The 24,744-nt window shown below is 66.5% G+C and carries 23 protein-coding genes; 14 read left to right on the top strand and 9 right to left on the bottom strand.

Going from position 1 to position 24,744, the window contains the following annotated elements; all coding sequences use genetic code 11:
* Nucleotides 1-6: 6 nt before the first annotated feature.
* The 6 genes from I5071_RS03920 to I5071_RS03895 all read right to left on the bottom strand — a co-directional run bounded on the left by I5071_RS03920 (nt 7) and on the right by I5071_RS03895 (nt 2,549).
* Entirely contained in the window at nt 7-300 is a 294-nt protein-coding gene (locus tag I5071_RS03920) for a hypothetical protein (protein ID WP_236604031.1), read from the bottom strand.
* A complete protein-coding gene (locus I5071_RS03915; protein ID WP_236604030.1) occupies nt 300-548 on the bottom strand; it encodes a hypothetical protein in 249 nt (82 codons plus the stop codon). Before I5071_RS03915 ends, I5071_RS03920 begins: the two co-directional genes overlap by 1 nt.
* Nucleotides 548-1,084 carry a hypothetical protein gene (locus I5071_RS03910; RefSeq protein ID WP_236604029.1) on the bottom strand — a complete coding sequence of 179 codons (537 nt, stop codon included), beginning with the start codon at nt 1,082-1,084 and terminating at the stop codon, nt 548-550. The genes I5071_RS03915 and I5071_RS03910 overlap by 1 nt, the downstream gene beginning before the upstream one ends.
* On the bottom strand, nt 1,084-1,635 hold the full coding sequence (locus I5071_RS03905; RefSeq protein WP_236604028.1) for a hypothetical protein: 552 nt from the start codon (nt 1,633-1,635) through the stop codon (nt 1,084-1,086). Before I5071_RS03905 ends, I5071_RS03910 begins: the two co-directional genes overlap by 1 nt.
* 420 nt (nt 1,636-2,055) lie before the next feature.
* Entirely contained in the window at nt 2,056-2,286 is a 231-nt protein-coding gene (locus I5071_RS03900; RefSeq protein ID WP_236604027.1) for a hypothetical protein, read from the bottom strand.
* Nucleotides 2,287-2,309: 23 nt separating this feature from the next.
* Entirely contained in the window at nt 2,310-2,549 is a 240-nt protein-coding gene (locus tag I5071_RS03895; protein ID WP_236604026.1) for a hypothetical protein, read from the bottom strand.
* A gap of 857 nt (nt 2,550-3,406) precedes the next feature.
* Between I5071_RS03895 and I5071_RS03890 the strand changes: the two genes are divergently transcribed.
* The 6 genes from I5071_RS03890 (at nt 3,407) to I5071_RS03865 (ending at nt 9,057) form a co-directional block, all read left to right on the top strand.
* A complete protein-coding gene (locus tag I5071_RS03890) occupies nt 3,407-4,951 on the top strand; it encodes a hypothetical protein (RefSeq protein WP_236604025.1) in 1,545 nt (514 codons plus the stop codon).
* A gap of 503 nt (nt 4,952-5,454) precedes the next feature.
* Complete coding sequence (locus I5071_RS03885) at nt 5,455-6,093, top strand: hypothetical protein (protein WP_236604024.1); 639 nt, start codon at nt 5,455-5,457, stop codon at nt 6,091-6,093.
* Between the two features lie 14 nt (nt 6,094-6,107).
* Complete coding sequence (locus I5071_RS03880; protein ID WP_236604023.1) at nt 6,108-6,320, top strand: hypothetical protein; 213 nt, start codon at nt 6,108-6,110, stop codon at nt 6,318-6,320.
* A 10-nt stretch (nt 6,321-6,330) separates the two neighbouring features.
* A complete protein-coding gene (locus I5071_RS03875; protein ID WP_236604022.1) occupies nt 6,331-6,480 on the top strand; it encodes a hypothetical protein in 150 nt (49 codons plus the stop codon).
* A gap of 428 nt (nt 6,481-6,908) precedes the next feature.
* The gene (locus tag I5071_RS03870; protein ID WP_236604021.1) at nt 6,909-7,559 is read left to right on the top strand and encodes a hypothetical protein; all 651 of its coding nucleotides are present in this window, start codon (nt 6,909-6,911) and stop codon (nt 7,557-7,559) included.
* 271 nt (nt 7,560-7,830) lie between these two features.
* Nucleotides 7,831-9,057 (top strand): tyrosine-type recombinase/integrase, encoded by a 1,227-nt coding sequence (locus I5071_RS03865; RefSeq protein WP_236604020.1) that lies wholly within the window; start codon nt 7,831-7,833, stop codon nt 9,055-9,057.
* 790 nt (nt 9,058-9,847) lie between these two features.
* On the opposite strand, the gene I5071_RS03860 is transcribed toward I5071_RS03865, so the two are convergent.
* Nucleotides 9,848-10,186, bottom strand: a complete 339-nt coding sequence (locus tag I5071_RS03860; protein ID WP_236604019.1) for a hypothetical protein — start codon at nt 10,184-10,186, stop codon at nt 9,848-9,850.
* A 1,307-nt stretch (nt 10,187-11,493) separates the two neighbouring features.
* Between I5071_RS03860 and I5071_RS03855 the strand changes: the two genes are divergently transcribed.
* The 5 genes from I5071_RS03855 (at nt 11,494) to I5071_RS03835 (ending at nt 13,243) form a co-directional block, all read left to right on the top strand.
* Nucleotides 11,494-11,697 carry a hypothetical protein gene (locus tag I5071_RS03855; RefSeq protein ID WP_236604018.1) on the top strand — a complete coding sequence of 68 codons (204 nt, stop codon included), beginning with the start codon at nt 11,494-11,496 and terminating at the stop codon, nt 11,695-11,697.
* Nucleotides 11,698-11,726: 29 nt separating this feature from the next.
* Entirely contained in the window at nt 11,727-12,104 is a 378-nt protein-coding gene (locus I5071_RS03850; protein ID WP_236604017.1) for a hypothetical protein, read from the top strand.
* Between the two features lie 39 nt (nt 12,105-12,143).
* Complete coding sequence (locus I5071_RS03845) at nt 12,144-12,332, top strand: hypothetical protein (protein WP_236604016.1); 189 nt, start codon at nt 12,144-12,146, stop codon at nt 12,330-12,332.
* Between the two features lie 82 nt (nt 12,333-12,414).
* Nucleotides 12,415-12,774, top strand: coding sequence for a hypothetical protein (locus tag I5071_RS03840; protein ID WP_236604015.1), 360 nt, complete (start codon nt 12,415-12,417; stop codon nt 12,772-12,774).
* Nucleotides 12,775-12,946: 172 nt separating this feature from the next.
* On the top strand, nt 12,947-13,243 hold the full coding sequence (locus I5071_RS03835) for a hypothetical protein (protein ID WP_236604014.1): 297 nt from the start codon (nt 12,947-12,949) through the stop codon (nt 13,241-13,243).
* A 202-nt stretch (nt 13,244-13,445) separates the two neighbouring features.
* On the opposite strand, the gene I5071_RS03830 is transcribed toward I5071_RS03835, so the two are convergent.
* Together I5071_RS03830 and I5071_RS03825 are read right to left on the bottom strand one after the other, a co-directional pair.
* Nucleotides 13,446-14,927, bottom strand: a complete 1,482-nt coding sequence (locus I5071_RS03830) for a hypothetical protein (protein WP_236604013.1) — start codon at nt 14,925-14,927, stop codon at nt 13,446-13,448.
* Nucleotides 14,928-15,085: 158 nt separating this feature from the next.
* Nucleotides 15,086-21,703, bottom strand: coding sequence for a vWA domain-containing protein (locus I5071_RS03825; RefSeq protein WP_236604012.1), 6,618 nt, complete (start codon nt 21,701-21,703; stop codon nt 15,086-15,088).
* A 165-nt stretch (nt 21,704-21,868) separates the two neighbouring features.
* Between I5071_RS03825 and thiO the strand changes: the two genes are divergently transcribed.
* From thiO to I5071_RS03810, 3 genes are read left to right on the top strand one after another with little or no spacing between them, the layout of a single operon-like run.
* Nucleotides 21,869-22,984 (top strand): glycine oxidase ThiO, encoded by a 1,116-nt coding sequence (thiO, locus tag I5071_RS03820; RefSeq protein WP_236604011.1) that lies wholly within the window; start codon nt 21,869-21,871, stop codon nt 22,982-22,984.
* A complete protein-coding gene (locus I5071_RS03815) occupies nt 22,981-23,871 on the top strand; it encodes an alpha/beta hydrolase (RefSeq protein ID WP_236604010.1) in 891 nt (296 codons plus the stop codon). The genes thiO and I5071_RS03815 overlap by 4 nt, the downstream gene beginning before the upstream one ends.
* Nucleotides 23,868-24,719 carry a Yip1 family protein gene (locus I5071_RS03810; RefSeq protein ID WP_236604009.1) on the top strand — a complete coding sequence of 284 codons (852 nt, stop codon included), beginning with the start codon at nt 23,868-23,870 and terminating at the stop codon, nt 24,717-24,719. The genes I5071_RS03815 and I5071_RS03810 overlap by 4 nt, the downstream gene beginning before the upstream one ends.
* The last annotated feature ends 25 nt before the right edge of the window (nt 24,720-24,744 follow it).

The following is a 24,744-nucleotide window of genomic DNA, read 5'->3' as shown; positions in this document are numbered from 1 at the left end:
GCGCTCTCACTTCACGCGCTTGGACGCGAACGCGGCATGACCACCAAGCTTTTCCACACGGTCTTCCAGCGTGGAGAACTGCTCTTCCACCGAGCGAAGAGCCGCTGTCAGTGCGTCGATGCGCGCGTCAGCTGCATCTAGGTCTCCGCCCAACGACTCGATCTGCTCTTCAAACTCGGTTCGCAGGTCTGCGACGCTGGTGCTCTCCTGCTTGGCCGCATGGAGGCTCAAGAACGTGTCGCGCACCACAAGGGCCACGACCACGAGAGCAACCGCGAAGACTGTGATCGCAATCGCCATCACTTGACCTTCTTCAGCGGACCGCACGTAGTGATCATGCGCTCCATGCCCATGCTGAGTGCGAGGTCAAGCGCTTCTGGTCCACGGCTCCATACTGGAGCTGCGGGCAACGCTGCCACTGGCACTAGGAGTTCTGCCACGACGTAGCCGCCACCTACGCCCTTCGTGAGCGTGTAGACGGGGGTCACTTCAGCAACGACCGTCTCAGCTTCTGTTGGGCCTTCTGTCTTCTTCTTTGGATTCGCCATCACTCATCCTCGTAGTCTTCTACGCCCTCCAGGACGTCATCGCCTGATGACAGGGCGAGTAGCTCACCGCGTGCAGCTGCTTCGAGCTGCTGTACGTCGACGCGCGCGATACGGACTGGGTCGCCGATGATGTGAACCTGCGGAGCAAGGGATTCACCATCAGGGCCGCTCATCTCGATGCGCTTCGCGGGCTCGACGTACACCTTTGGGTGCAGCGACTTTGCGAGCGACTCGTATGCGCGCCAATCCTTCGCCTTGCCAGAGTCTGCAGCTTCCATGATCTTTTGCCGGTAGAACTCGGCGCCTGCTGCTTCAGCCTTCGATGCCTTCTCGTCGATCTCGGGGTCTCGCTGTCGTGCGTATCGGAGAGCCATGTCGCTCACGTCGTTTGCGTAGCAGGCACTGACGCGCGGCATCCCTTGGGCGATTAGCTCGCAGATGCGATCGACAACCTCGGGCGTCAGCTTCTCTCTGCCGCCGGTTCCGAGTTCGTTACCGCCGTTGCGTGTCGTGTGACCAGGCCGCCGGCGCACCATCAGTACGCTCCTAGCGACTGAGCAGCCGCGACGAACTGCTCGTTGGACCACGATGACCACGAAGCGCCACGACGAGAGCGCGCGTAGGGATACGGATCTTCGTCCTGCTCGTCGTCGTCGTGGTCTTCGTCGTCTTCTTCGAGTTCGTCGTCGTCTTCTTCGACGTCGGGATCCTCCGAGTCAAAGTCGAGGGGGCGCATCAGGTCACCGAGCTGGAGAGCGCGTGCAGGACGACGCACGACGCGCTCATCTTCGGGCAGCTCGTCAAGCTCATCTACGGGCGGTTCGAGCTGGGAGAGCAGCGCTACTGCGGCTGCACGAGCTGCAGCGTCATCAGTTGTCGGCTCAACCTCAACCTGGACTGTCGTAGCTGTCTCGTTGACCTCGGTGGGCTGGTCAGCGTGTTCAGCGTCGTACGCCTCGATCAGCTTCTTCGTGGTCGCGCGGTCTGCGCGCAGTCGAGCGATCTCGGCTTCGAGCTTCGCGATCTTCTTCTCGGTGGAAGTCATGTGCCCTTCAAGCGCAGTGCGTGCAGTTCTCTTGGCTCTCATGTCTCTTCGTCCTCCTTGTGGAAGAATCTGCATGTGAGTGCCCACTGGCTGCCCTGCTTCACGGCCACAACGAATGACTCCACGCTGTTAAAGACGCACAACTGTGCTCCGATCGGATGCGCCGAGTACTTCCCAGCGGTATCCGTGCTGGCTAGAAACAACTCAAGTGCCTCCATGTGCACAGTCACAGGGGCCCACACTTGGAGGGCTCCATCCGCCAGGTGGCGGACCGCGTAGATCTTCGATTCTGTTGATTTCATGTCTCTTCTTCCTTTGTGTCTGCCTGGTAGTGTCTGAGTGCGGTGTTTGCGAGCTGGATCGGGTTAGGTCGACGTGCTTCGTGTGCAGCCTGAAATGCCAAGCACCAGACGTGGCGATCGAAGTCGTCTCGGAACACGACCAGATCGAACTTCGTATCCATCATCGCTCATTCACGATCTCGTAAGCCTCTTCGCTGAGAATCGCCGTTGCCAGCCGCTTTCTCAACTGACTGAGCTTGTCTTCTACAACGCACATCGCGTAGCCAGCTCGACCACAGTTCTCTGCGTCTTCCGTCTTTGACAGCGTTCTCGGGGAATCAAGCTCGTTGCTCAAGACGAGGATCTTCTGTTTGATCGAGCCCTGCCACTCAGGCACCCAGCTATCAGGCATCCAGTTATTTCTCGTGGTCATATTCACCTCGTCCGTTCTTCTGCGTCGTCCCAGGCCCAAGCGACGCTCGCGTCACCATGTAGCTGAGCACGTGCGTCGATCAGCTTGATGCCGATCGTTAGCCAGGCTCGCAGATCTTCCGCACCAAACTCGTCGTCACCTGTGACGAAGGGATGAGGCGCATGACGAGCACGTTCGCCGTCGTTCATCACTCGATATCGTTGCGGGCTCACAAAGAGTTTCTGGCCTGCCTCTGTCTGCATGGTGTTTCTCCTACTCCGAGCGCCCAGAATCGAACTGAGTTATGCGCGGCCCCAAACCGCGTGGTCAGCCAATGACCCACGCCCGGATATGATGGTCACTGCTTGTTGGCCTTCAACAGTCCAACCAGTTCCGCGATCGCCCCAAGAGTGATTGGCTGCGATGGGTCAGCTGGTGAGGTGGAAGCCGCACTGCCTGTAGACGACAGGCTCCAAGACCACTTCTCGCGTTGCCCACTGATTAGACCAGCATCCATCAGTTCCTTGATGGCCTTGCGCACTGTCACAGGGTGCAGGCACGTCGCACGACACGTGGAAGACACGCTTGCGTGCGGGACGCTACAGACGTATGCGCCAACAAGCTTGGCTGCTGGTGTGAGGCCCTCTGCAGCGAGGATGGCAATTGGAATGGTTACAGCGTTCACCTTCATAGACTCTATGATAGCATGAAGAGTGCCAGTCTGCCATTGCATAAACGCATAAAGCGCGCTATCCTTACAGGACTCCTCTCTCCAAAGAGAAAACCCCTGGTGGCTTGTGACCACCAGGGGCAGGACTGGAGAAACACATGGGACTGAGACAGAACGAACACGACGAAAGGACAGAACGCCGTGCACGATAAGTTTAGCACTCTGACGAGCTCAGATCGAGCAGAAACAACCACAAGAACAGCTGATTTTGACGCCGCACACTGGCTAAACCCGAAAGTGCGCGCCCATCAGTCTGATGCACTGATGCGTATTACTAGTGGTGAGTGGAGCGACGCGATCGCCGTACTGCTCGGAAACGGGATCCGAGCTCTTGTGAAGGGTCTGCCTGTAGCCTATTCACGCAACTACAGCGTGTGGAACAAGGAACAGATGACGAAGCAGATGGGCTGCTCGTACAAGACCCTGATCGCCAGCGTGAAGACACTGATCAAACTCGGAGTAGTGGATCACACCCTTGGGTTTCACTCAAAGGACGATTCGACGATGAGCAGGTGCTCACGGTTCGAACTCTCAGCTTGGATGCAGTTGGAGCTTGGTACGTCAGACGCGCTCACACTGTGGAACATGACCGAGTTGGTATCGAGAGACGTAGTACTAGACAGAGTGGACATCAGGGAGAAGAAGATCTCTACCACCACCACGTACGTTACTAATACACTCCAAGAGAACCTGAGACGAATCAACGATTTTCAGTGTCGGCAAGCCTGGTCTCTCCCTGTCTCTCACATCCAACGCATGGCTGAGATCAACTTGCCTGCAACATTGGACAAGCTGGACAGAACAACGGCACACAGAGATCAGTTCCAAGAACTCATCACCACCACGTACGTTACTAATACACTCCCTGCCCTGTCCTTCACGATCTCACCGTACAAGAGGGTCTTTCACTTTGATCTAGACCACCACGGTAGGTTCTACACGACGGCTCAGTCTCTCCCCTCACGCATGAAGGGTGCTGACGGTCGAGTTCATGAGGTGAACTCTCGTCAGCACCTCTACGTGAACGACGAGCCGACAGTCGAAGTCGACTTCCGCCACTGTCACCCCGCGATGCTGTATGCCCTTCGAGGCCTCGCAGTACCTGAAGACCCGTACACCGTACCGTCGAAGCTGACGAGGGGCGTGGAGGTCAGTAGGGACGTCTATAAGACGGTGAGCATGTGCGTGCTGAACGCGACCTCGCCCAAGGGTGCGTGCTCGGCCATCACTAAAGAACTTGCGAAGAACGGTCTCGTACTTCCCGAGGGCATCGCACCCAAGCACGTGCGCGACGCCTACGTGAAGCATCACGCCCCTGTCGCTGGCGACTTCTACAAGGGCAACTGGAGACTGATGTATCTCGACTCGCAGATCGCCGAACGAGTTCTGCTCGCCATGACCGCTGCCGGGATCCCCTGCTTCGCAATCCATGACTCGTTCGTCGTGCCTGCGAGTGCAGAAGAGCTGCTCGCCCAGGTCATGACAGCGGCATGGACAGACCTACTTGGACAGGCACCGCGATTGAAGCGCATTGCAGGCGCTGTACGCCTCCAGGAAGCCACGAACGGCCCCAGCCTGGACGAAGCCACCACCACGCCGTGCGCGATGGCTGTAGAGGCTCCTGCACGCCTGGACAACATCGAGCTGCCGCCGTCCCTCGATTGCCTGGGGAGAGGCAAGACGCGCGCGAAGGTGAAGAGCGCGATCGAGAAGACGCTCGCAGCGGGCGTGACCTCCGAGAGCATCGGCGACGCCATCGAGTGCGAACTCATTCGAGGTGATGGCCTGAAGCCCTGGGAGTTGGGGATCCGGCTCATGGGCGCGTTCTCGCGCCTGCGAGACCCCGCGCGACGCGGGTTCTGGGTGGAGCTGCCCACCAACAGCTTCGAGATTGACGACTCCAGCCACTTCGACGGCTGGGTAATGGCTCACTGAGCCGAGGAAACTGACAGATGACCTACAGAGCAAAGCTCACAAGACCGCGAGGCACGCGGTACCGCATGAAGATCCAAGGGTACTCACCCAGCGTCGGTGAAGAGATCGAAGTTGAGCTCTCACCGAACGCCACCACCAGGACCAGGAGAGTTCGCGTTGCTGCGTACTTGGGCCAAACAGCCGATGGCTGGAGCTTGTACGATGTCTCCCAGGCGCGTGGGGTGAACCTGACTTTCGGGAGCAAGCGTCCAGGCAGACCGCGTAAGCGCACACCAGAAGCAACAGCTTCCACTGTTCAGGTTGAGTCGAGCGAGTGGAACCTCCCTGACCAGGAGAAGCTCCGTGCCGAACTGGCAGTGGCGATCGAACGTGAACGACAGGAGCGCCGTTCGCGAAAGTGGTGAGAATCAATTCAGAATGAGCAGATTTATCGAGCACAAGCGTATCAAATCTGCTAATATAGTTCTGCCGCGCAAACTATCGCGCGACTGGAGAAACATCACATGGACATCACATCAGAACTATGCGCACTGCAGGCTAAAAGGGTCGACCTCTTGGACCAGGTCCGTATCGTCGAGAAGCAGATCACCGAGCTGCTCTCACCTTCAAAGGCACCGAAGAAGCCTTGGAGCGCACAAGTCAAGGAACTGCTCCAGGCTCAGATCCCTGAGATCGGTTCGCCCGAACACACAGCGGCGCCGCTTCGGTCGTTGACCTTGTGTCTGGACGACGACGCGCCCTCATACGTCTATCCAGCCAATGACCCCCGCACACCTCAGGAAGTTGTCGATGCGATCAAGCAGCTGATCCCCGTGAGCGTCGGTCGGCGTATGGCGAAGCTGAACTCGTCGACAAAGACGAAGACGAGCCACGGCACGCCTGCAGGCGTCCTACTCGGTTACGGCTTCTTCCTGGCGAAGAACCCGGAAGTAGGTGACGAGCTGCACGACCAGCTTGTGGACATCTGGTCGCGCGTCATGCTCGCTGCGAAGGGTCAGAACCCTGGGCCCCTATTCCAGAAGGCGATCCTTCGCCTCGCAGAGAAGAGCGGCAACTCAACGATTGCCCAAAGCGATTCCGTGGGAAACGCCACGGAGAACGCGCAGATCGTCGCCTCGATCTGCAGCAAGCTCACAGCCTGAATAGGAAGCACACCATGAGCGACCGACGCAATACGCTCAAGACAGGGACCTTCCCTACCACCGAGCTAGTAGCGCTCGCAGACCAACAGCCCATCGAGATCTGTAAGCGTGACCCCAAGCAGCTGGACAAGCTCAGACGAACGCTTGTCCACATGATGGCGGAGAATCCTGATGCTGACCATAGCAAGTGGCAGATCGCGCGTATCGTCAACGCGTTCGCAGACTGAGACATAAGAAATGACAGACAACAAGAACACAGAAGATTATCCCTTTGCTCTCCATGTGTGGCCTGACAGAACCGAACAGTGGTTCTTCCGCGACGAGCAGAAGTCCGACATCCAGACCGTTGTAGATGACGACAATGCGAAGCATGCGGTTGGTCGCTGAGCGCACCCTAGCAGACGAGGGCGCGCACTTCCGCGATCACCCGCAGCGCGGTCAATACGCTCGTGTCGTCTTCAACGCGCGGCGCTACCAGTCGATGTACGTCGTTACGTTCGGCGCTGAACTCAGTGCCTAAAGACTAGGGACAAACTCTAGCCACAGTCTTTAGGCACTCGCTGGCAGCGCGAGCGCGCACCCGTCGATCATACGATGGGAGAGATGGGGCAGCACCATCGCTGGCAATCGAACTTAGCGCACAAACTCTAGCGACTAAGTTTGTGTCATATCGCTTCTCACATTTTCACCATTGCTGTTCGCTGGAATCGATCCATAGCTATCAACATCTGCACTCGGCGGGTTGAGGCATGGTTAGGCTGGGTGGGTAGTGGTCCGGTAGGGCAAGGCTTGGGCGCTGGCGCGCAGGAGATCTCGTGGAGACCGTAGACAGAGCTGATGCAGCACGACGTGGTTGGGCCACGCGTCGACGCAACCAGGTTGCACGCCTGGAACTGGCGCAGAAGGTGGCCGAGTTTCAGCACCACATGGCCGCAGATCCCATCGCAGCTGGTCTCCGCGCGCTGCATTCGCTGAACCGTGCAGCGAAGCACCAGCGCTTCAACAACTTCGAGATTTACGAACGGAAGGATCGGCTACTGCTCGGGATCGTCGTCAGCGGCGGAAGCCAGGTCTACTCATATGACTGGACCGCTGCAGGGTATGAACGCTCCTGCGCCTGCGGTCAGCAGTGGAACAGCCGATATGATGATCTATGTCGCGCGTGTGGCGCCCATGTCGCCGCTTCCGCACTGGTAGAACGCTGGTACATCGTGAGTAGCGGTCCCTACCGATTCCACGTTGCGCCTCGGGCATTGTGGGAGCTGCGGGCGCAGTGCGAGAAGATCGCGACTCCGATCGAGCCGCACGATCCCAGCCAACCGCCGCGCGAGATTCCCGATGGAGACATCCCGTCATCCCTCAGACTCGATGCTATCGATCTCGCGATCGAAGCGCTCGGGAGGATGGCCAACGACCCCGTACGCCGGGCTATCGTGACCCAGCGTGCACGCAACCAATACTGCTGACGGTTCAGCAGGTGATCGACAGGCAGGCTGGAGCTTCCTTCGGCCTGCGATCTGCCAGGTGAATTCGTCTTGCTTGAATTAGATAGGCGACAATTGTATAGCTTGCTGGACCTGCTCGACGCTCAGCAGGTCGCAGGGATCTTGCGCATGAGCCCTGAAGGGGTCCGCACGCTGGTGATGCGCGGCGAACTCCGAGTGGTGGGCAGGGGGTCAAGGCGCTGCTCGCTCTTCGATCCCAACGACGTCGCGGCACTGATCGAAAGGCGAGCAAATGGCCAAGAAGAAGCTTCAGTCAGTCAGGGGGATCGAGTACCTGGGACCCGTTCAGGGCAAGCCGGGGATCGGCCTATACCGCGTGCGCGCCGTGGTGACCGATCCGCTGACCGGCTACCGACACGAGATCGATCGCCGGATCGAAGCGAAGAGCGGTCAAGAGGCAGCCTTGATCCGCGAACAGCTGCGCGAGAAATGGCTCAGCGCGCGCGAAGAGGTCGAACAGCCCAAGCAGCGCCTGGGTGAAGCCCTGACCGCATGGCTGGAGACCAAGAAGCACCTGAAGCCTTCCGCCTTCAACACCTATCGACTCGCGGTCAAGGGGTGGCTTGGAACCCCTATCGCTGACTACTTCGTCGAGAAGGTGCACCCGTCCAAGCACGTCGCGGAGACGATGATCGGATGGCAGGAGGGTGGTGCCGGCATCACGACGATCAACCAGCGCCTGCGGATTCTGCGATATTTCGCAAAAGCGACGGAGAACGAGCACGTGACCAAGGGCGTCAAGGTGCTCGCAAGGCCCTTCGACCCCGAGTCGGACGAGATCAGCGAGACGGGCCGAGGGCTGTCGGTGGACGAGTACCGCGCCTGGCTGCTCGCCGGTCCAACGGCTCGGAAGCACAAGGGCTGGCCGCGCATGTGGGCGCTGCTGTTCCTCATGGCCGCGACCGGGATGCGCTACGGCGAAGCGAGTGCCCTGGAGTGGCGCGACATCGATCTCGACAAGGGCGTATGCCGAGTACGTCGAGCGCAGTGGCGAGGACATCTAGGACACCCGAAGGCCGTGGCCTCCGTGCGCGACGTACCTCTCCAGGCTGACGTCGTGGAGGTGCTCAAGAACTACCGCCAGTGGCTACTGGCGAAGCAGATCAAGGGGTTCGACTCGGGGATCGTCTTCCCGTCGCCGCAGTTCGGGCAGGAGACCAAGAACGGCAAGATCGGGAAGTACCTGCGGAACTTCTCGGTGCGAAAGGCGATGCTGGCCGTGTGTGCCGCGGCGAAAGTGGGGCCCGACAAGAAGCCGATCGAACTCGGGACGCGCCCTGCCCTTCACTGCTTGCGCCACACGATGAACAACCTGATCCGCCAAACGGCGTCTGAGCTGGTGCGTCAGTCGATCATCGGCCACGCCGACGAGGAGACCGGGCACATCTACTCGCACGCCTCGCACGAAGAGAAGCTCGCAGTCATCAACACCGTCTTCCAGCTCGTGAAGGGAGCGTGATCATGCGCCGAGTAGGGATCGCGATTGGGCTCGTAGGCGCCTTCACGCTGGGAGGTGTCCTCGCACGAGCAGTGGCGCACGGAGACGTCTGGATCGCCCTCGTGGTGGCCGCCCTGGGCTGCTTCCTGATGTCGCTCGTGCACCAGGTGGCACACGGGCATGGTCAAGCACGTCTCACTCGCTATAGGAGCGCCCTGGACGCCCTGAGACGGGCTGCAGGTGCCTACCGCTCCACTGCTCGCCCTCGTGCTGACCTCGAGCCTCCCACCGAGCTGGAGAGCACTCTCGCGCAACACGAGCAGTGGGCGCGCAGGGTAATCCGCCCCATCTCGCCGGTAGGGATCGCGTTCCTACTGCTGATCGGGCTGTGGCTCTCCGTGATCCCGTTCGTGCGATAGCCTGGCTGGTCCCTGCGAATCGTACTGTCGTACGAGCCTTCCGGCAGACATACAGGGAGTTGTCGCTACTGCGACTCGGACTAGGAATAGCGTCTAGCCCTAGAACCCCTTCACGCCGCGCTTCCCGCCAACCTGAGCTTGCTCAGGTCCCGTTGCTGCGCCCCGTGCGTGTGGGAGCCTGATTGTGTCGAGTCTTAGCGCCGTGTCTTTGTCCCCAGTTTCTCGTTCCTCCGTGTCGGAGCGTGTGTGCACCGGCAGTGCCAACGAGAAACCGAGGAGATTTGACGAAGCGCGTAACAGCAGACGCCGCGCACGTTGCACGGTGTTACGCGCGGTTACGCGTCCCGAGATTCTTGGTCCATCGCGCCGTACCAAGCGCACACGGCAGCGCATCACTCACCGCTCCGATCAGCTCGCTGTTGCTCGTGCTCGATGTGCTGCAGCTCCTGACGGAGCTGTTCGCGGAACAGCGCCCTCGCAGCCGGAACCGCGAAGTAGAGAAGCGCGCTGATGAGCGGAACCACGACGAACAGCAGCAGCTCGATCGAGACCTTCGTGTTTCGCAGACGCGCGAGCGTCCACGAGTCGTCGGGCTGAGACTGCGTCGGGGGCAGCGAGACGCGCTCGCTCGCAGTCTCCGACGACTGCACGGGCTTCGTGACGGTCGCGTTCGCCGCCGGAGGCGGCTGCGACTGCTGGCCCTTCTTACGCTTACGGCTGCGCCTCGACATCTCCCATCACTCCAACGTTGCTAAAGGACAGAGGAACCCGGTCCCGCGCCTCCGCTCGCACGGAAGGCGGGTTCGAAAAGACCGCGGTTCCCGTCACGACGCGCGGTTAGCGCATGCCGAGGAGTGGGTAGTTCCGCGTTCTACCGATTACGTCGTTATGAGATTAGGCCCTGGATAAACGGGCACCGGAGGGGTGGTCAAGGGGTCTGAACGTATGTTTTTCTCACGACCCAATTCACTTTAGGATTCAGCGACTTAGACGTGCATCACGGATGTCGCAGGAGGCGTCTCGACGGCAGGTATCGGCTACGATGACGCGAGATGACGATATGTGCGTTGTCATTTCGCGAACCATACAAGGTGTCGTGACTACCGCTCCACGAAACCGCAAGGGCCAGGCGCGTATCGCACCATGCGGCACACACGAACTCGGCGTTTGGAGAGTTCACCACTCGGATGAGTTCGGCCGTGTTCGAGTCGGTCATGAGTGCGCAGCGCTGACCACGACTTCCTGTCCGTCAATCCCCTGCGACACGATTCGTCCTGGCGAGTATCAGCCCGCGCGCGGCTTCCCCCACGCATAGCTCTACCCCTGAGCTAAGCGGCGTCAGCCGCAGCCCTGTTGCCCACGGATCGCAGGCCTGATCAGCACTTCGCGTTCGTCAAGAACGTCGCACGCGGTTCGTGCTCCTACGGTGACGGGCGGCGCGCCTCTACGAACTCGACGTACCGACAGCCTGAACTGGTAGCAGAACCCCGAGAACTCGCGCCGGGGTCTCGGACTGACGCGCCCTACCCCCGCAGAAGACTGGGACGCTAAAGGCCTCGGATCCCGGTAACAACCCCTTCGGGTCGACAACACGATCTTCTTGCGATCGATCTCTGACCTCACGGGCTGTGGACGGACACGAGAAGCCCTGACAGGGCACACCGTCAGCGAGTACCTCCGTCACGCACGGCCCCTCGTTCGCAACGCTGCGCGTGAGTCGGTCACGACGGAGACGATCCACGATCTGCCCGACTGCCCTAACGTCCATCCTGAATCGTAGCGCGCGCTCCAGGCGCTGACGGCTCCTGGTGGACTGACAGGGGCGAACTCCGAGTGGACTCATGGAGACTCCGTCGTCGGAACTAGTCGTCACGCTGTCGGGTAGCTCGGATGTCAGCTTCTCCAGCGTGATCGACCGAAGGACGAAGCTGCCTGGTGAAGCGCACACGCGCACACTAAGTTCGTCGCCCCTCGATCAATTTGTCTTGCACCGCATCTTCGAGTGACATACCTTCCAATCTGTCAGGAGGGCGAAGCGATGCAGGTCACGAAGGGCATGCGGATCGAGTACCGAGACAACGGGCCCGCGATGACTGGTGTCGTGCTCGGAGTTGAAGCGACCCGTTTCGGCAGCCACGCGAACGTGCGCTGGACGCATCCCGAGCTGGGCACGTGGGAAGACACGGTGCCGCTCAACAGCATCGAGAGTGGTCACTACCGCGTGCTTCTGGCCCTGGTCTGATAGCCACCACCAACGAGGAGACAGCAGCGATGAAGATCACGATGATTCGCCTGGAAGGTCCGACCGATGGCAACGCAGTGCACGTGGAGACCTGGGCAGGTGCGATTCGCCAGCTGCAAGACTGGTCGCGTACGGCTCCCGAAGGCGGCGCCTACGACAAGGTCGACCTGTGCATCAGCCTCGGAGACGACGGCTTCTCGATGCGCTTCGACCTGAGCCGCACGAACGCTCACACGGTTCGCGACGCAGCGATCAACCACTGCCGGTTCTACGCCGGCACTTGGACGCCCTCGCACTGGTCCAAGGCTCGCCACCTGGCCTATCTCGATGGCTGCCGTTGGTCGGCTACCCAGGAACTGCGAGACCGCTGGGAAGCCCTGGCAGTTCTCCTGGAGCCCTCCAACTGAGCCCGCTTCGTCTACGCTTCTAACGATCACGGAGAGCCCATGAAGACCATCAGGCAACTCGATCAGGTCGCACCGAACGCCTACCGCTACAGAGGCTGGAGCATCCGAGAGGTAGTGCGAGACGGTCAGCTCGGCTGGAAGTGCGGCACCGAGGACCAGGCACACGCCTCCCTCGACGCTGCCTGTGACTGGATCGACGTCGAGGAATCCAAGCCCAAGAGGCGTTGACGGACACACCTGGGCGCACTCTTCTACGGGGTGCGCCCACAATTGTCTTGCACCGCGTTCACCGCGTGCACATCATACCGTCATGACGAGCACGACGAACACCGAGCGAGTGACCTGCCCCAAGTGCAACGGTGCGCGCCGCATCATCGGCTTCATGCACATCGAGGGCGGCAAGTGCTTCACCTGCGCAGGTGCAGGCTGGATCGAGGTGCGTCCCGAGCAGGGTCGTACTGCCCCGCGCCGTAACATCGACTGGGCTCACCGAGTTCGTCAGATGTACCGCAACGCGAAGCTGCCCAGCTCGCACCCGTGCCACCTGGAGTTCGCGATGGTGACCGACGAGCGCGACGGGATGGGCTGGACCGACAAGGGGCTCTCGGACGTCCTGGACCTGGTGCCGGGCAGCCGTGAGGCCTTCCGTGCTCTCGGTTGGCCTGTCTGATTCGCCTTACACGAACTCGTTGTACGCGGGGGCAGCTCGGTAAGACGAGCATGCCCCTTCGTGTTATGGAGCCGACCCGATGGCTACTCGTAGGAAGCCCGACACCGAGAAGAGATCTGGACCTGGCAGACCGACAGTAGGTGGACCTGCTGGTGCGCCGCTCACGATCCGTGTGCCGGAAGTCGAGCGCACTGCGTGGGAGCGAGCTGCAGCTCGGTACGGGGCCGAGATCGGGCGCACGCTCTCACTGGCCAACTGGATCAGGCTCGTGTGCACCGACGCCCTCAAGAAGCCGCCCAAGAGCCTTCCGAGCGACGAGACAGTGGGAGGCCCGTACACGCTCCGTGTGCCCACTGACGAGCGCGTGGACTGGGACAAGGCTGCGGCCAACTACGGGGCGAAGATCGGGAAGCCCGTGTCCCTCTCCGCGTGGGTCAGGGTCGTCTGCAACGAGGCCGCTGGCGTCTAGCCGTATACAGCTGGGGGGCATTTCCCAAGGGAAAGTGCCGCATCACACCCAGCTGGGTTCGGACGCTGAGAACCTGAACCACCGTCCAGCCGCACGGGTGAGAACCGTTCTCACTTGGACGGAAGTGGGGATCGAAGTGGGGATCGAAGCAGGCAGCCCCACGCACCATCAATGATTTCCAGCGGTTAGATGGACGATGGCGCTACTGCCCGACCAGCGCCACCAGATCGCCGTCCTCGGCGACGCGGAACGCGGTGTCGATCAGCTCGCGCGCGGGCAGCGCGCCCGCCGCGCGCACCACGACGCGACGTCCGGGCACCGAGCCGATCAACGCCTCGAGCGCGTCCTCGTCGAGCGGCGCGAGGCTCATCGCAGCGACGCGCGGGATCTCCGCAGGATCGCGGTCGGTGCCGGTGACCGCATAGCCCGTCGGGCGCAGCTCGACGAACACGTCACCGGGCGCGCCCGCAGCGTAGTCGTCGATCACGCGCATCGGCACCTCGCGCAGGCTGCCGTCGCTCGCGGTGCGCACCAGCGTGGTCGGCGCGCGCTGGGCCGCGACCATCGACGCGAGCACGCGCTGGAGGCGCTCGGCGGGCACGTCGTCCGCCGCACCGACCGCGACGACCGCCTCGGGCGCGAGCTCGACGTTGCGCAGTCGCTCCACGAGCGCATCGAGCGCGGGCGGCTCGGCGTCGGCGGCGCTCGGCACGTCGACGTCGATCGACGGCGGGCTCTCGCCGAGCGGCTCGAGGCGTCCGTCACGCACACGGACCGGCGCGATGCGGAGCACCCGCACGCCGCGCTCGCCGACGCCCACGATCAGATCGGCGCGCGCCGGATCTCCGTCGTCGTAGGGCGCGTGCGAGATCGGCGTGCCCTCGGCGACGATCGGCATCGGATGGTGCACGTGGTTCTGCAGCCGTCGCGCGTCGTCCTGCAGCGCCGGCCAGACGGCGCGCGCGAACGCGTCGCCCTCGTTCCACGACTGATCGAGCCGTTCGTAGGCCGCGCTCGCTTCGACCAAGGCCGCGGCGATGATGCGGCTCGGCGGAGCCCAGCTCGAGAGCGGCGGGTCGCAGGGCAGGCCCTCTCCGCACGGATCTTCGAACCACGACACCAGCTCGGAGTCGTCGCCGTCCTGGATCGCCGTCCCGACCACGTGCACGAGCAGCGCGTCGCGGCGCACGCCGGTGGTGCCCGCGAACGAGACCGGCTCGCCCGCTTCGATCGCGTCGCGCAGCGCGAGCCCTTGTCGCACGTCGCGCGCGGCCTCTCCGAGCTCGCCACGACCGAGCCGGTCCAGCTCGTCGCGCAGCGTCGGCTCGATCGAGAAGCTCGGAACGCCCATCGCCTGCGCGAGGCGCGCCTCGAGCCGGTGCTGGCGCGGATCGAGATACGAGACGAGCCAGATGTCGGTCGCCGCGCGAGCACGCGCCAGGCGCGGCTCGCCGCCGATCCCGCTCACGTCGGGGTTCGTCGGCGTGAGCAGCTCGATCGCGTCGAACGTCGCGGACGCGCCGCGCAGGTCGTAGGAGTCGAATGCATCGAGCGCGCGCAGCACCGTCGCGCGCTCGAGCTGGGCCTCACCGCGCGACGGGCTCGATGCAGCAGCGAGGCACGTCGCCACTGCGATCACCGCCGCGCGGCCTCGCAATCGCGTGCCGTGCATCGCAGACCTCACGACCGGCGACATGAGCACGCCAATCGGGAATCCAGCACTGACTGGCACCCTCGTAGTCGAGGGTTGGAGATCCGCGACCCATCAGGAGAGCAGGAGGAGACTCGGATCGAGCTCGCGTCTCCTACGCTCCTGTGTTCCTGTTCTCTTCAGCGGGCCACTCAGTACATGCAGCAGCGGAATCCGGTGTTCGGGAACGAGAACGTCGCGCCGCCGACCGAGAAGTCGAACTGGCACGTCCTGCCGCCCTCGACGTTCGAGTACGCGCCGCCGCGGATCTGGTGCACGCCGGACGAGACCTCGGTGTACGTCCACTCCTTCACGTTGCCCGAGAGATCGTAGATGCGCGCCGTCGTCGCCGCGCCCCAGCTCGCGTAACACATCGGGAACGTGCTGCTCGCGGTCGTGAAGAGCGCGTCCTGATCGCCCGCCGTGCCCGACGCGCTGTCGTGCTCCTCGCCGTTGCACGTCAGGCGCGACGACGTCGTGCACGCGCTCGCGTAGCCCCACGTGCAGTTGCCCGCCGGGCCCTCGCACGCGTTCTCCCAGTCCTCGGCGTCGCAGAGGCGCCATCCCGTGCCGCCCGCGGCGCAGGTGCCGCTCGCGTTGAGCGCGCAGCACGCGGCGTTCGCCTCGGCCCACGTGACCGTCGTCCACGGCAGCACGCCGGGCCTCGAGCACGCGACGCGCGACGCCTGTCCCTGCGAGGTCGCGGTCGCATCCGCGCGCGACGCCTCGTAGGCCATCACGCGCACCGTGCCGCTCCCGGTCGAGCGCGGGACGTCGACGGTCGGGATCTGCGATGCCGCGATCTGCTCGTCGGTGCGTCCGTCGCAGTCGTCGTCGCGATCGTTGCACGCCTCGCTGGTGGGCGAGCCCGCCGCAGCGGCGGTGCAGAGCGTGCCGGTGCCCGCCGCGTTGCACGCGATCATGCCGGTGCGACGACACTCGCCGACGCCGTTGCCGCAGCTCGTCCCGATGCCCGGGAAGGGCTCGTCGACCTGCCCGTCGCAGTCGTTGTCGAGACGGTCGCAGCGCGTCTCGGTGGTCTCGTGCGTCGCGGGGTACGCGCAGGTCCAGCCGGTCGCGCCGCTGCACGTCGCGCTGGTCCCCGCGCACACGCCGTTCGGATTGCAGAAGTTGGCGGGCGCGGTGACGCCCTCGTCGGTGCGTCGATCGCAGTCGTCGTCGCGCCCGTTGCAGATCTCGGCGCCCGAGGGCGTGCACGCGAATTCGCATCCGTCGCTCAGCGTGCCGTTCGCGTCCACGAAGCCCGCCTGGCACGCGAGGATCCCGCACGTCCCGCTCGCGCACCGCGGGATCGCGTTGGGGAACGTGCAGATGCGCCCGCACATCCCGCAGTTGCGCACGTCGGTCGCGAGCGCGAAGCCCTCGTCGGTCGTCGCGTCGCAGTCGTCGTCGCGCGTGTTGCACGTCTCGAGGGTCGGGCCCGTCGCGCCGGTGCACACGAGCGCGCCGCCCGAGCACGTGAGCGAGCCCGCGTTGCACTCGCCGGTGGACGTGCCGCACGCGGCACCGCCGCCCGGATTGCCGTTGTCGATCGCGCCGTCGCAGTCGTCGTCGAGGCCGTTGCACGCCTCCGCGATCGCGCCCGTCGCGCCGGTGCACGTCAGGGTGCCGCCGGTGCACGTGAGCGTGCCGGGATTGCACGCGCCGACGTCGCTGCCGCACGTGCCGCCGCCGCCGGGATTGCCCTCGTCGGTGCGCGAGTCGCAGTCGTCGTCGCGACCGTTGCACGTCTCGGTCGCCGCGCCGATACCGCCCTCGCAGACCAGCACGCCGCCTCGGCACTGCCGCGTGCCGGCGCTGCACTCGCCGACCGCGGTGCCGCACGCGCCGCCCCCACCGGGGTTGCTCTCGTCGATCGCCATGTCGCAGTCGTCGTCGAGGCCGTTGCACTGCTCCGCGCCGCCGCTGCTCGCGCCCACGCACTGCAGCGCGCCCGACACGCACTGCTGCCGGCCCGCGACGCACACGCCGACCGAGCTGCCGCAGAGACGACCGCCCTCGGGGTTGTTCTCGTCGACCCTGCCGTCGCAGTCGTCGTCCTGTCCGTCGCACGCCTCGAGCGCGGGAGACACGCCGCCGGTGCACGTCACGCGGCCCGCCATGCAGTGCAGGGTGCCGAACGCGCACTCGCCGGCGTCGGTGCCGCACGATCCACCGCCGCCGGGATCGCCCTCGTCGATCGTCCCGTCGCAGTCGTCGTCGCGCGCGTTGCACGCCTCGACGGCAGGCGTCGCCGGCACGCACGCGTACTCGCAGCCGTTCGCCGGGTTGCGATCGAGGTTCACGAAGCCCGGCTCGCACTGGCCGATCGTGCACGTGCCCGCCATGCAGGTCGCCGACGCGCGCACGAAGCGACAGGTGCGGCCGCAGACGCCGCAGTTCGATCCGTCGTTCTGCAGATCGACGTTCTCGTCGACGACGAAGTCGCAGTCGTTGTCCTGTCGATCACAGCGCGAGTCGTCGGTCGCGCTGGGCATGCACCGCGTCTCGCACCCGGGGATCGCGGGATCGCGATCGTAACGAAAGACGTCGCAGCGCTCGATCGTGCACTCGCCCTCGACGCACGCGCCGAACGCGCCCGGCGGCGCGCAGATCGCGCCGCACGCGCCGCAGTTCATCTCGTCGCTCTGGGTGTCGAAGCCCTCGTCGACGGTCTCGTCGCAGTCGTCGTCGTGCCCGTTGCAGAGCTCGGGCGCGCCCGGCGTGCACCCCGCGTCGACGGGCGCGTCGGGCGGCCCGGCGTCGCGCGGCCCGCCATCGGTGCCACCCGCGTCGCGCCCGGCATCGCCGCCGAGGGGCCCCGCGTCGCCCGCCTCGTCGTCGCAGGTCAGGCAGTAGGGCTCGACGTCACAGCCCGTCGTCGCTGCGAGCGCGACGATCGCGAGCGCGAAAGGGCGCCACGCGCGCGCCCTCCCCTGCACGCCGCGACGACGCATCGCGATCACGAGCCCGAGCAGCGCGAGCAGCGCGATCGCGCCGCCGCTCGGATCGCTGCGATCCGCGCCCGCGCCGACCCCGCAGATGCAGCCGCCGCCGCCCGCCGCGAGCACGCGCGTCTCGTCGTCCTCGTCGCCCGGGCCCGCGTCGATGCCCGCGTCCACACCGGCGTCGACGCCCGCATCCGGGCGCTCCACCTCGCGCACGCACTCGCCCGCCTCGCACGTCTCGCCCTCGGGGCAGTGCAGCCCGATGCACGGGTCGGCCTCGCAGTCGCCGGTCAGCGGGTCGCACTCGGTCATCGACGGGCAGGTCACGCCCTCGCACGCGTCGGTGACGCAGCTGCCGTCGCTCGGGTCGCAGACCTCTCCGTCGCCGCAGCTCGTCTCGACGCAGGGATCGGCGACGCACACGCCGCTCGCGCAGCGCTCGTCCTCGTCGCACGTCACCGTCGCGCAGCTCGGCTCGCACGTGCCCGCGCGGCACGCTTCGCCCGCGTCGCACGTCACGCCCTCGCAGGGATCGGGGACGCAGTCGCCGATCGTGACGTCGCAGATCGTCCCGGGCTCGCACCCGCTCACGCGACAGCTGTCCTCGACGCAGCGTCCGGTGCGCGGCTCGCACGTCGTGCCGCCCTCGCAGAGCACGCCGTCGCACGCGAACGTGCACGTGTTGTTGCGGCACACGCAGGGCGGGCCGCCTTCGGCCTCGGGCGCGCAGAGCGTCGCGCCGCTGCGCGTGATCGTCTCGCCCGCGCACGTCGCGGGCTCGCAGCGCGGCGCGACGCAGTGACAGACGCCGTCCGCGACGAACGGCGTGCGGCCGGTCGGGCACGTGTTGCCGAACTCGGTCGTCACGCACGGCAGCGCGCACTGGCACTCCACGCACGCCGAGCCCGCGGGGCAGAGCGAGCCCTCGGGCGGCGCCTCGTCGGTCTCGCCGTCGCAGTCGTTGTCCTCGCAGTCGCAGCCCTCGGGCGTCGGTCCGGTCGAGCCGTCGCAGATCTCGACCCCGCCCGAGCACACGAGCATGCCCGCCATGCACAGGCCCTCGTCGACGCCGCAGGGCCCGCTCGAGTCGAGCCCCTCGTCGATCCCGCCGTCGCAGTCGTCGTCGAGCGCGTTGCACGTCTCCTCGCTCGGCCCGATGCCGCCGCGACAGACCACCGCGCCGTCCTCGCACGCGTTGAAGCCGGGCACGCACTCGCCGACGTCGGTCCCGCACGCCTCGCCGAGCCCCGTGCCCTCGTCCACGAGCGTGTCGCAGTCGTCGTCGAGCGCATTGCACGTCTCGGCGACCGGGCCGCGACCGCCGGTGCAGGTGAGCGTTCCGCCGACGCACAGCGTGGTGCCCGGCGCGCACTCGCCGGTGTCGTCGCCGCACGGCGCGCCGCCCTCGGGGTTGCCGTCGTCGACCATCCCGTCGCAGTCGTTGTCGAGCCCGTCGCAGAGCTCGGGGCTCGGCCCGACCTCACCGATGCACACCAGCGCGCCGCCCATGCACGCGAGCGCGCCGCGCTCGCAGAGGCCCTCGTCGGTCGCGCCGCACGCCGCGCCGCCGCCGGGATTGCCCTCGTCGACCAGCCCGTCGCAGTCGTCGTCGCGCGTGTTGCACGCTTCGGTCGTCGGCCCGCGACCACCGCTGCACGTGAGCGTCCCGCCGGTGCATGCGCTGGTGCCGACCTCGCACTCGCCCGTCGCGGTGCCGCACGCGAGCCCGCCGCCGGGGTTGCCCTCGTCGGTGCGGGTGTCGCAGTCGTCGTCGCGCGCGTTGCAGAGCTCCGCGGTCGGTCCGCGCGCCCCGACGCACTGGTACGTGCCCGCGACGCAGGTGCGCACGCCGGGCCGGCACTCGCCGGTGCTCGAGCCGCACGGGCCCATCGTGGGCAGGCCCTCGTCGGTGCGACCGTCGCAGTCGTCGTCGCGCCCGTTGCAGGACTCGGCGCCCGGGCTCGTGCCGCCGACGCAGGTGAGCGCGCCCGCCGTGCACTGCACGGTGCCGGGATCGCACTCGCCGATCGACGAGCCGCACGTCCCGCCGACGCCGCTCGGGCTCTCGTCGGTGCGCGTGTCGCAGTCGTCGTCCGCGCCGTTGCAGAGCTCGCTCGTCGGTCCCACGCCGCCGGTGCACGTCCCGAAGCTGCCCGCGGTGCACACGCGCGTGCCCGGCCGACACGCGCCGACGCTCGAGCCGCACGCCTCGCTCATGCCGTCGACGATCCCGTCGCAGTCGTCGTCGACGTCGTTGCAGCTCTCGGTCGTCGGCCCGATGCCGCTGCACGTGCCCCACGCGCCTGCGGTGCAGGTCTGCGTGCCCGTGGTGCAGCGACCGACCATCACGCCGCAGCTGCGGGTGAGCGACTCGTCGATCCGCGTGTCGCAGTCGTTGTCGAGGTTGTCGCAGATCTCCGTGGTCGGCGTGCACCCGCCGCACACGCCCTCGTCGATCGCGCCGTCGCAGTCGTCGTCGCTGCGGTTGCACGTCTCGCTCGGCACCGCGCCGCAGCGCCCGCACGCGTTCGACACGCCCTCGTCGGTGCGTCCGTCGCAGTCGTCGTCGCGCGTGTTGCAGGCCTCGGCGGGCACCGCGCCGCAGCCACCGCAGGCGTTCGTGACGCCCTCGTCGATCCGCGTGTCGCAGTCGTCGTCCGCGCCGTTGCAGGTCTCGAAGCGCAAGCTGCGCTGCACGATCTCCGCGAGGCCCGCGCTGAGCGTGTACGGGTCGTCCGCGAAGTACGCGGTGTCGCCGCCGGCCGAGCCCGCGTCGGTCCCGCCCGACGTCGCGATCGCGTTCAGCGACGCGCGCGAGCCCGAGTCGATCGCGAGCCCGACGACGTACGTCAGGATGCCGTTGCTGCGCATCGTCGCGGCGACGGTCGCCGGGTTGTTCGGCGAGCACTGCGACGACTGCGCGCCGTCGGTGATCAGGATCACCGAGTACGGCCGGCAGCTCGCGATGGGATCGCTGCTGCGCAGCGGCGTGATCTGGCTGCTCACCGTGCTCAGCAATCCGCCGAGCGGCGTCGGACCGCTCGGGCGCAGCTCGCAGTCGCCGCCGGTCGCGGCCTGACAGAAGTTGCCGGTGGTCGTCGACGTGCGGAAGCTCGTCTCCTGTCCGTCGAGCCAGCTCAGCAGCGCGTACTGGTTGCTGAGGTTCGCGAACGCGCCGACGCCCGGGAAGTCGACGAGCCAGTCACCCGTGCGCGTGCCCGCGGTGCATCCGCCCGCGTAGCTCACGCAGACCTCGGGATCGCCCGTGCGCCACGTCTCGAAGTCCGGGAACGATCCGGTGTCGGGACGACACGCGACCGGCCACTGCGCCTCCCAGTCGTACGGGCACGAGCCGCTCGGGATCGCGTTGCCCGTGTTGCACTGCGGGTTGCCGTACGACGTGAGCGAGATCGGGTTGTTGCACTCGAGGTCGTTGATCGTCGCGCAGCTGACGTCGGCCTGCTGCGTCTGCGGGAAGCGCGCGAGCGCCCAGTCGACGTCGCCGTACGCGAAGAGGATGTTCCGCAGCGCCTCCTTCGCGACGTACATGCGGCTGTCGTTCTCGAGGCCGTCGCAATTCGTGTCGATGCCCGCGGTGCAGTTGTCGCCGCACCAGTACTCGTAGCTGCCCGACGTGCGCCGCGTGCAGCCCGTCATCACGCCGTCGCCGAAGGTCGGCGTGCCGTCGAGGTCGAGCGCCATCGAGCCCGACGTGTCGAACGCGATCGCGATGCGTGGAGCGACCTGGGCGCGCACCGACGAAGGCGCGAGCGCGACGGAGAACGAGAACGCGAGGAAAGCGAGACGAGCACGCTTCGTCATGTCGGATGCTCCGGCAGAAGCGACGACGGGTGCGAGCACGCCGACCCCCCGGTGCTCGCTGTGCCGATCGCAACACGGGCCCCTCGGTGCGTCAACGTCGGCGCCGACGATTCCGCGTGGACCGCACGCATTGACTCCCTGGGGTCGCTGCCGCATTTCTCGCGCGTGTCGTCGCCCGACGTCGTCGTGATCGGTGGAGGCGTGATGGGCTGCGCGATCGCGCTGCGGCTCGCGACGCGCGGCCTGCGCCCGGTCGTGCTGGAGCGCAGCGTGCCGGGCGCCGAGGCGTCGAGCGTCGCTGCGGGCATCCTCGCGCCGCGCATCGAGCACGGCGAGCCCGGCGTCGCGACCCGCTGCGGCGTGCGCAGCCGCGAGCTCCACGAGCGCCTGGCCGAAGAGCTGCGCGAGCGCGCCGGCGTCGACGTGGGGTTCCGTCGCTGCGGCGCGATGATCGTCGCCACCGACGACGAAGACCGCCTGGAGTCGCGCGCACGCTCGCTGCGCGACGGCGGAGCGGCGGCCGAGCACCTCGACGCCGACGAGGCGCGGCGGCGCGAGCCCGAGCTCGGCCCGGCGGTGCGCGGCGCCATCGATCTCCCCGAGGAGGCCCAGGTCGAGCCGCCGGTGCTGCTGCGCGCGCTCGCGATCGCGGCCGAGCGCGCCGGCGCTCGATTCCGCTCGGGCGCCACGGTGCGTGGCGTTCGCACCGAGGGCGCACGCATCACCGGAGTGCTGGTCGACGACGGCACCATCGACGCGGGGCACGTCGTCGTCGCGGCGGGGAGCTGGACCGCGCTCGTCCCCGGCCTGCCCGCGCCCGCGCAGGTGGTGCGCCCCATCCGCGGGCAGCTCGTCCACACCGAGCGCCGCCCGTGCATCGCATCGCGCATCGTGTTCGGCGCGGGCGGCTACGTCGTGCCGCGCCCCGATGGTCGCGTCGTGTGCGGCGCGACGATGGAGGACGCGGGCTTCGCGAAAGAGGTCACGCTCGGCGGCGTCGCGACCGTGATCGCGCGCGCCACCCGCGTCTTCCCCGCGCTCGCCGACGCACCCCTCGTGAGCAGCGCGGTGAACTTCCGCCCCGCGAGCCCCGACGAGCTCCCGCTGGTCGGCCCCGCCGGCCCCGAGGGCCTCTGGCTCGCGACCGGCCACCACCGCAACGGCATCCTGCTCGCGCCGCTCACCGCCGTGCTGATCGCCGAGATGATCGCCGAGGGTGCGACCTCGATCCCCGACGCGGCCGCGCTCGATCCGCGTCGCTTCGCGCGAGGCACGGCGTGAGCGAGATCGTTCCGCGCGAGTCGCGCTTCGTCGCGAACGGCCTCTCGCACCGCGTGCTGGAGTGGGACGCGCCCGACGAGCGCGGCGCGCCGATCGTGTGCGCGCACGGCTTCCTCGATCACGCATGGAGCTTCCACTTCGTCGCGCAGCACCTCGCGCGCGCGGGACATCGCGTGCTCGCGTTCGACTGGCGCGGCCACGGCGACACCGAGTGGATCGGGCGCGGCGGCTACTATCACTTCGAAGACTACCTGCTCGATCTCGTCGAGCTCGCGCCGCACCTCACGAAGGGCGCGCCGCACCACTGGCTCGGGCACTCGATGGGCGGCACCGCGAGCGCGATGTACGCGGGCACCCGCCCCGCGGGCCTGCTCACGCTCACGCTCTGCGAGGGCCTCGGTCCGCCCGCGATCGCGCTCGAGGCGGCGCCGGATCGCATCGCGGGCTGGCTCTCCTCGGTCGCGCGGGTGCGCGCCGCGACGCCCCGCCCGATGCGCGATCTCGACGAGGCGGCCAAGCGCCTGCTCACCCAGAACGCCGATCTCGATCCCGCGCACGCGCGCTTCCTCGCCGAGAAGGGCACGCGCGTGGTCGAAGGCGGGCTCGCGTGGCGCTTCGACCCGATGCACCGGACGAGCTCGCCTCGCGTGTTCCGCCCCGAGAGCTTCCGCGCGCTCCTCGCGCGCATCGACGCCCCGGTGCTGGTCGTGAGCACCGAGCTCGGCTTCCGCACCGCCGATCACGCCGAGCGCGTCGCCGCGATCCCGCACGCCCACGAGGTCGAGCTCGCGGGCGTCGGGCACAACATGCACTGGCGCGGCGCCGCGGCGCTCGCCGAGGCCGTGCTGGCGCACACCCGCCGTACGGCGTCAGGATCGCCCGCGTGATCCCGCCCACGCCGCTCGACGCCTCGACGTCTCCCGATCCCGCGAGCTGCGCGACGCACCCCGATCGTCCGGGCCACGCGACCTGCACGCGCTGCCAGCGCGCCGCGTGCGTCGCCTGCACGCAGGTGCTCGCGAACGGCGAGGTCCTGTGCGCATCGTGCGAGTCGTCGCGCGCCGGCCACATCCCGTGGGAGCAGCGCCGAGAGCTCGGCATCGTGCGCGCCCTGGTGCGCACCGTCGTCGGCGTGATCACCCAGCCGCACGCGTTCTTCTCGCAGCCCACGCGCGAGCGCGCGCTCGCGCCCACCGTCGCGCTCGGGCTCCTGCTGCACCTCGTCGGGGCCGCCTCGAGCACCGGCTGGAACCTCGTGTTCGCCGAGCAGACGCGCGCCGAGCTGCGCGCCGATCCGGTGATGCGCCAGTTCCTCTGGGCCGCATCGGACGAGGCGTTCCTCGCGCAGCTCGCGGTCGCCCCGCTCGTGTTCTTCGTGAGCACGTTCGTCGCGGCGTCGTTCTGGTGGATCGCCCTGCGCGCCGTCGGGGGGCTGCAGCGCCCCTACCACGTGATCGTGCGCGCGCTCTGCTACGCGAGCGCCACCGCGGCGCTCGTCCCGATCGTCTCGCCGCTCACCTTCGTCGGCGCGTTCGGCGGTGCGATCGGCTTCGCGTTCGGCGTCTGGTCGACGTGGATCCAGATCGTCGCGGTCTCGCGCATGCAGGGCATCGACGCACGACGCGGTGCGCTCGCGTTCCTGCTCTGGCTCGCGCTCGCGGCGATGTTCGCGTGCGTGACGGTCACGACGCTCGGCGCTGCGTTCGCATCGCAAGTCCGCATCCCCAACGTCTGATCTCCGCTTGAGCGCGCGCACACGC

The organism is Sandaracinus amylolyticus (genome assembly GCF_021631985.1).
GTDB classification, from domain to species: Bacteria; Myxococcota_A; Polyangia; order Polyangiales; family Sandaracinaceae; genus Sandaracinus; species Sandaracinus amylolyticus_A.
This window is presented reverse-complemented; position numbering and strand designations above follow the sequence as displayed.

Coding starts and splice junctions, on each gene's coding strand:
- I5071_RS03920 (WP_236604031.1), bottom strand. CDS start 300: ATGGCGATTGCGATCACAGTCTTCGCGGTTGCTCTCGTGGTCGTGGCC.
- I5071_RS03915 (WP_236604030.1), bottom strand. CDS start 548: ATGGCGAATCCAAAGAAGAAGACAGAAGGCCCAACAGAAGCTGAGACG.
- I5071_RS03910 (WP_236604029.1), bottom strand. CDS start 1,084: ATGGTGCGCCGGCGGCCTGGTCACACGACACGCAACGGCGGTAACGAA.
- I5071_RS03905 (WP_236604028.1), bottom strand. CDS start 1,635: ATGAGAGCCAAGAGAACTGCACGCACTGCGCTTGAAGGGCACATGACT.
- I5071_RS03900 (WP_236604027.1), bottom strand. CDS start 2,286: ATGCCTGATAGCTGGGTGCCTGAGTGGCAGGGCTCGATCAAACAGAAG.
- I5071_RS03895 (WP_236604026.1), bottom strand. CDS start 2,549: ATGCAGACAGAGGCAGGCCAGAAACTCTTTGTGAGCCCGCAACGATAT.
- I5071_RS03890 (WP_236604025.1), top strand. CDS start 3,407: ATGACGAAGCAGATGGGCTGCTCGTACAAGACCCTGATCGCCAGCGTG.
- I5071_RS03885 (WP_236604024.1), top strand. CDS start 5,455: ATGGACATCACATCAGAACTATGCGCACTGCAGGCTAAAAGGGTCGAC.
- I5071_RS03880 (WP_236604023.1), top strand. CDS start 6,108: ATGAGCGACCGACGCAATACGCTCAAGACAGGGACCTTCCCTACCACC.
- I5071_RS03875 (WP_236604022.1), top strand. CDS start 6,331: ATGACAGACAACAAGAACACAGAAGATTATCCCTTTGCTCTCCATGTG.
- I5071_RS03865 (WP_236604020.1), top strand. CDS start 7,831: ATGGCCAAGAAGAAGCTTCAGTCAGTCAGGGGGATCGAGTACCTGGGA.
- I5071_RS03860 (WP_236604019.1), bottom strand. CDS start 10,186: ATGTCGAGGCGCAGCCGTAAGCGTAAGAAGGGCCAGCAGTCGCAGCCG.
- I5071_RS03855 (WP_236604018.1), top strand. CDS start 11,494: ATGCAGGTCACGAAGGGCATGCGGATCGAGTACCGAGACAACGGGCCC.
- I5071_RS03850 (WP_236604017.1), top strand. CDS start 11,727: ATGAAGATCACGATGATTCGCCTGGAAGGTCCGACCGATGGCAACGCA.
- I5071_RS03845 (WP_236604016.1), top strand. CDS start 12,144: ATGAAGACCATCAGGCAACTCGATCAGGTCGCACCGAACGCCTACCGC.
- I5071_RS03840 (WP_236604015.1), top strand. CDS start 12,415: ATGACGAGCACGACGAACACCGAGCGAGTGACCTGCCCCAAGTGCAAC.
- I5071_RS03825 (WP_236604012.1), bottom strand. CDS start 21,703: ATGACGAAGCGTGCTCGTCTCGCTTTCCTCGCGTTCTCGTTCTCCGTC.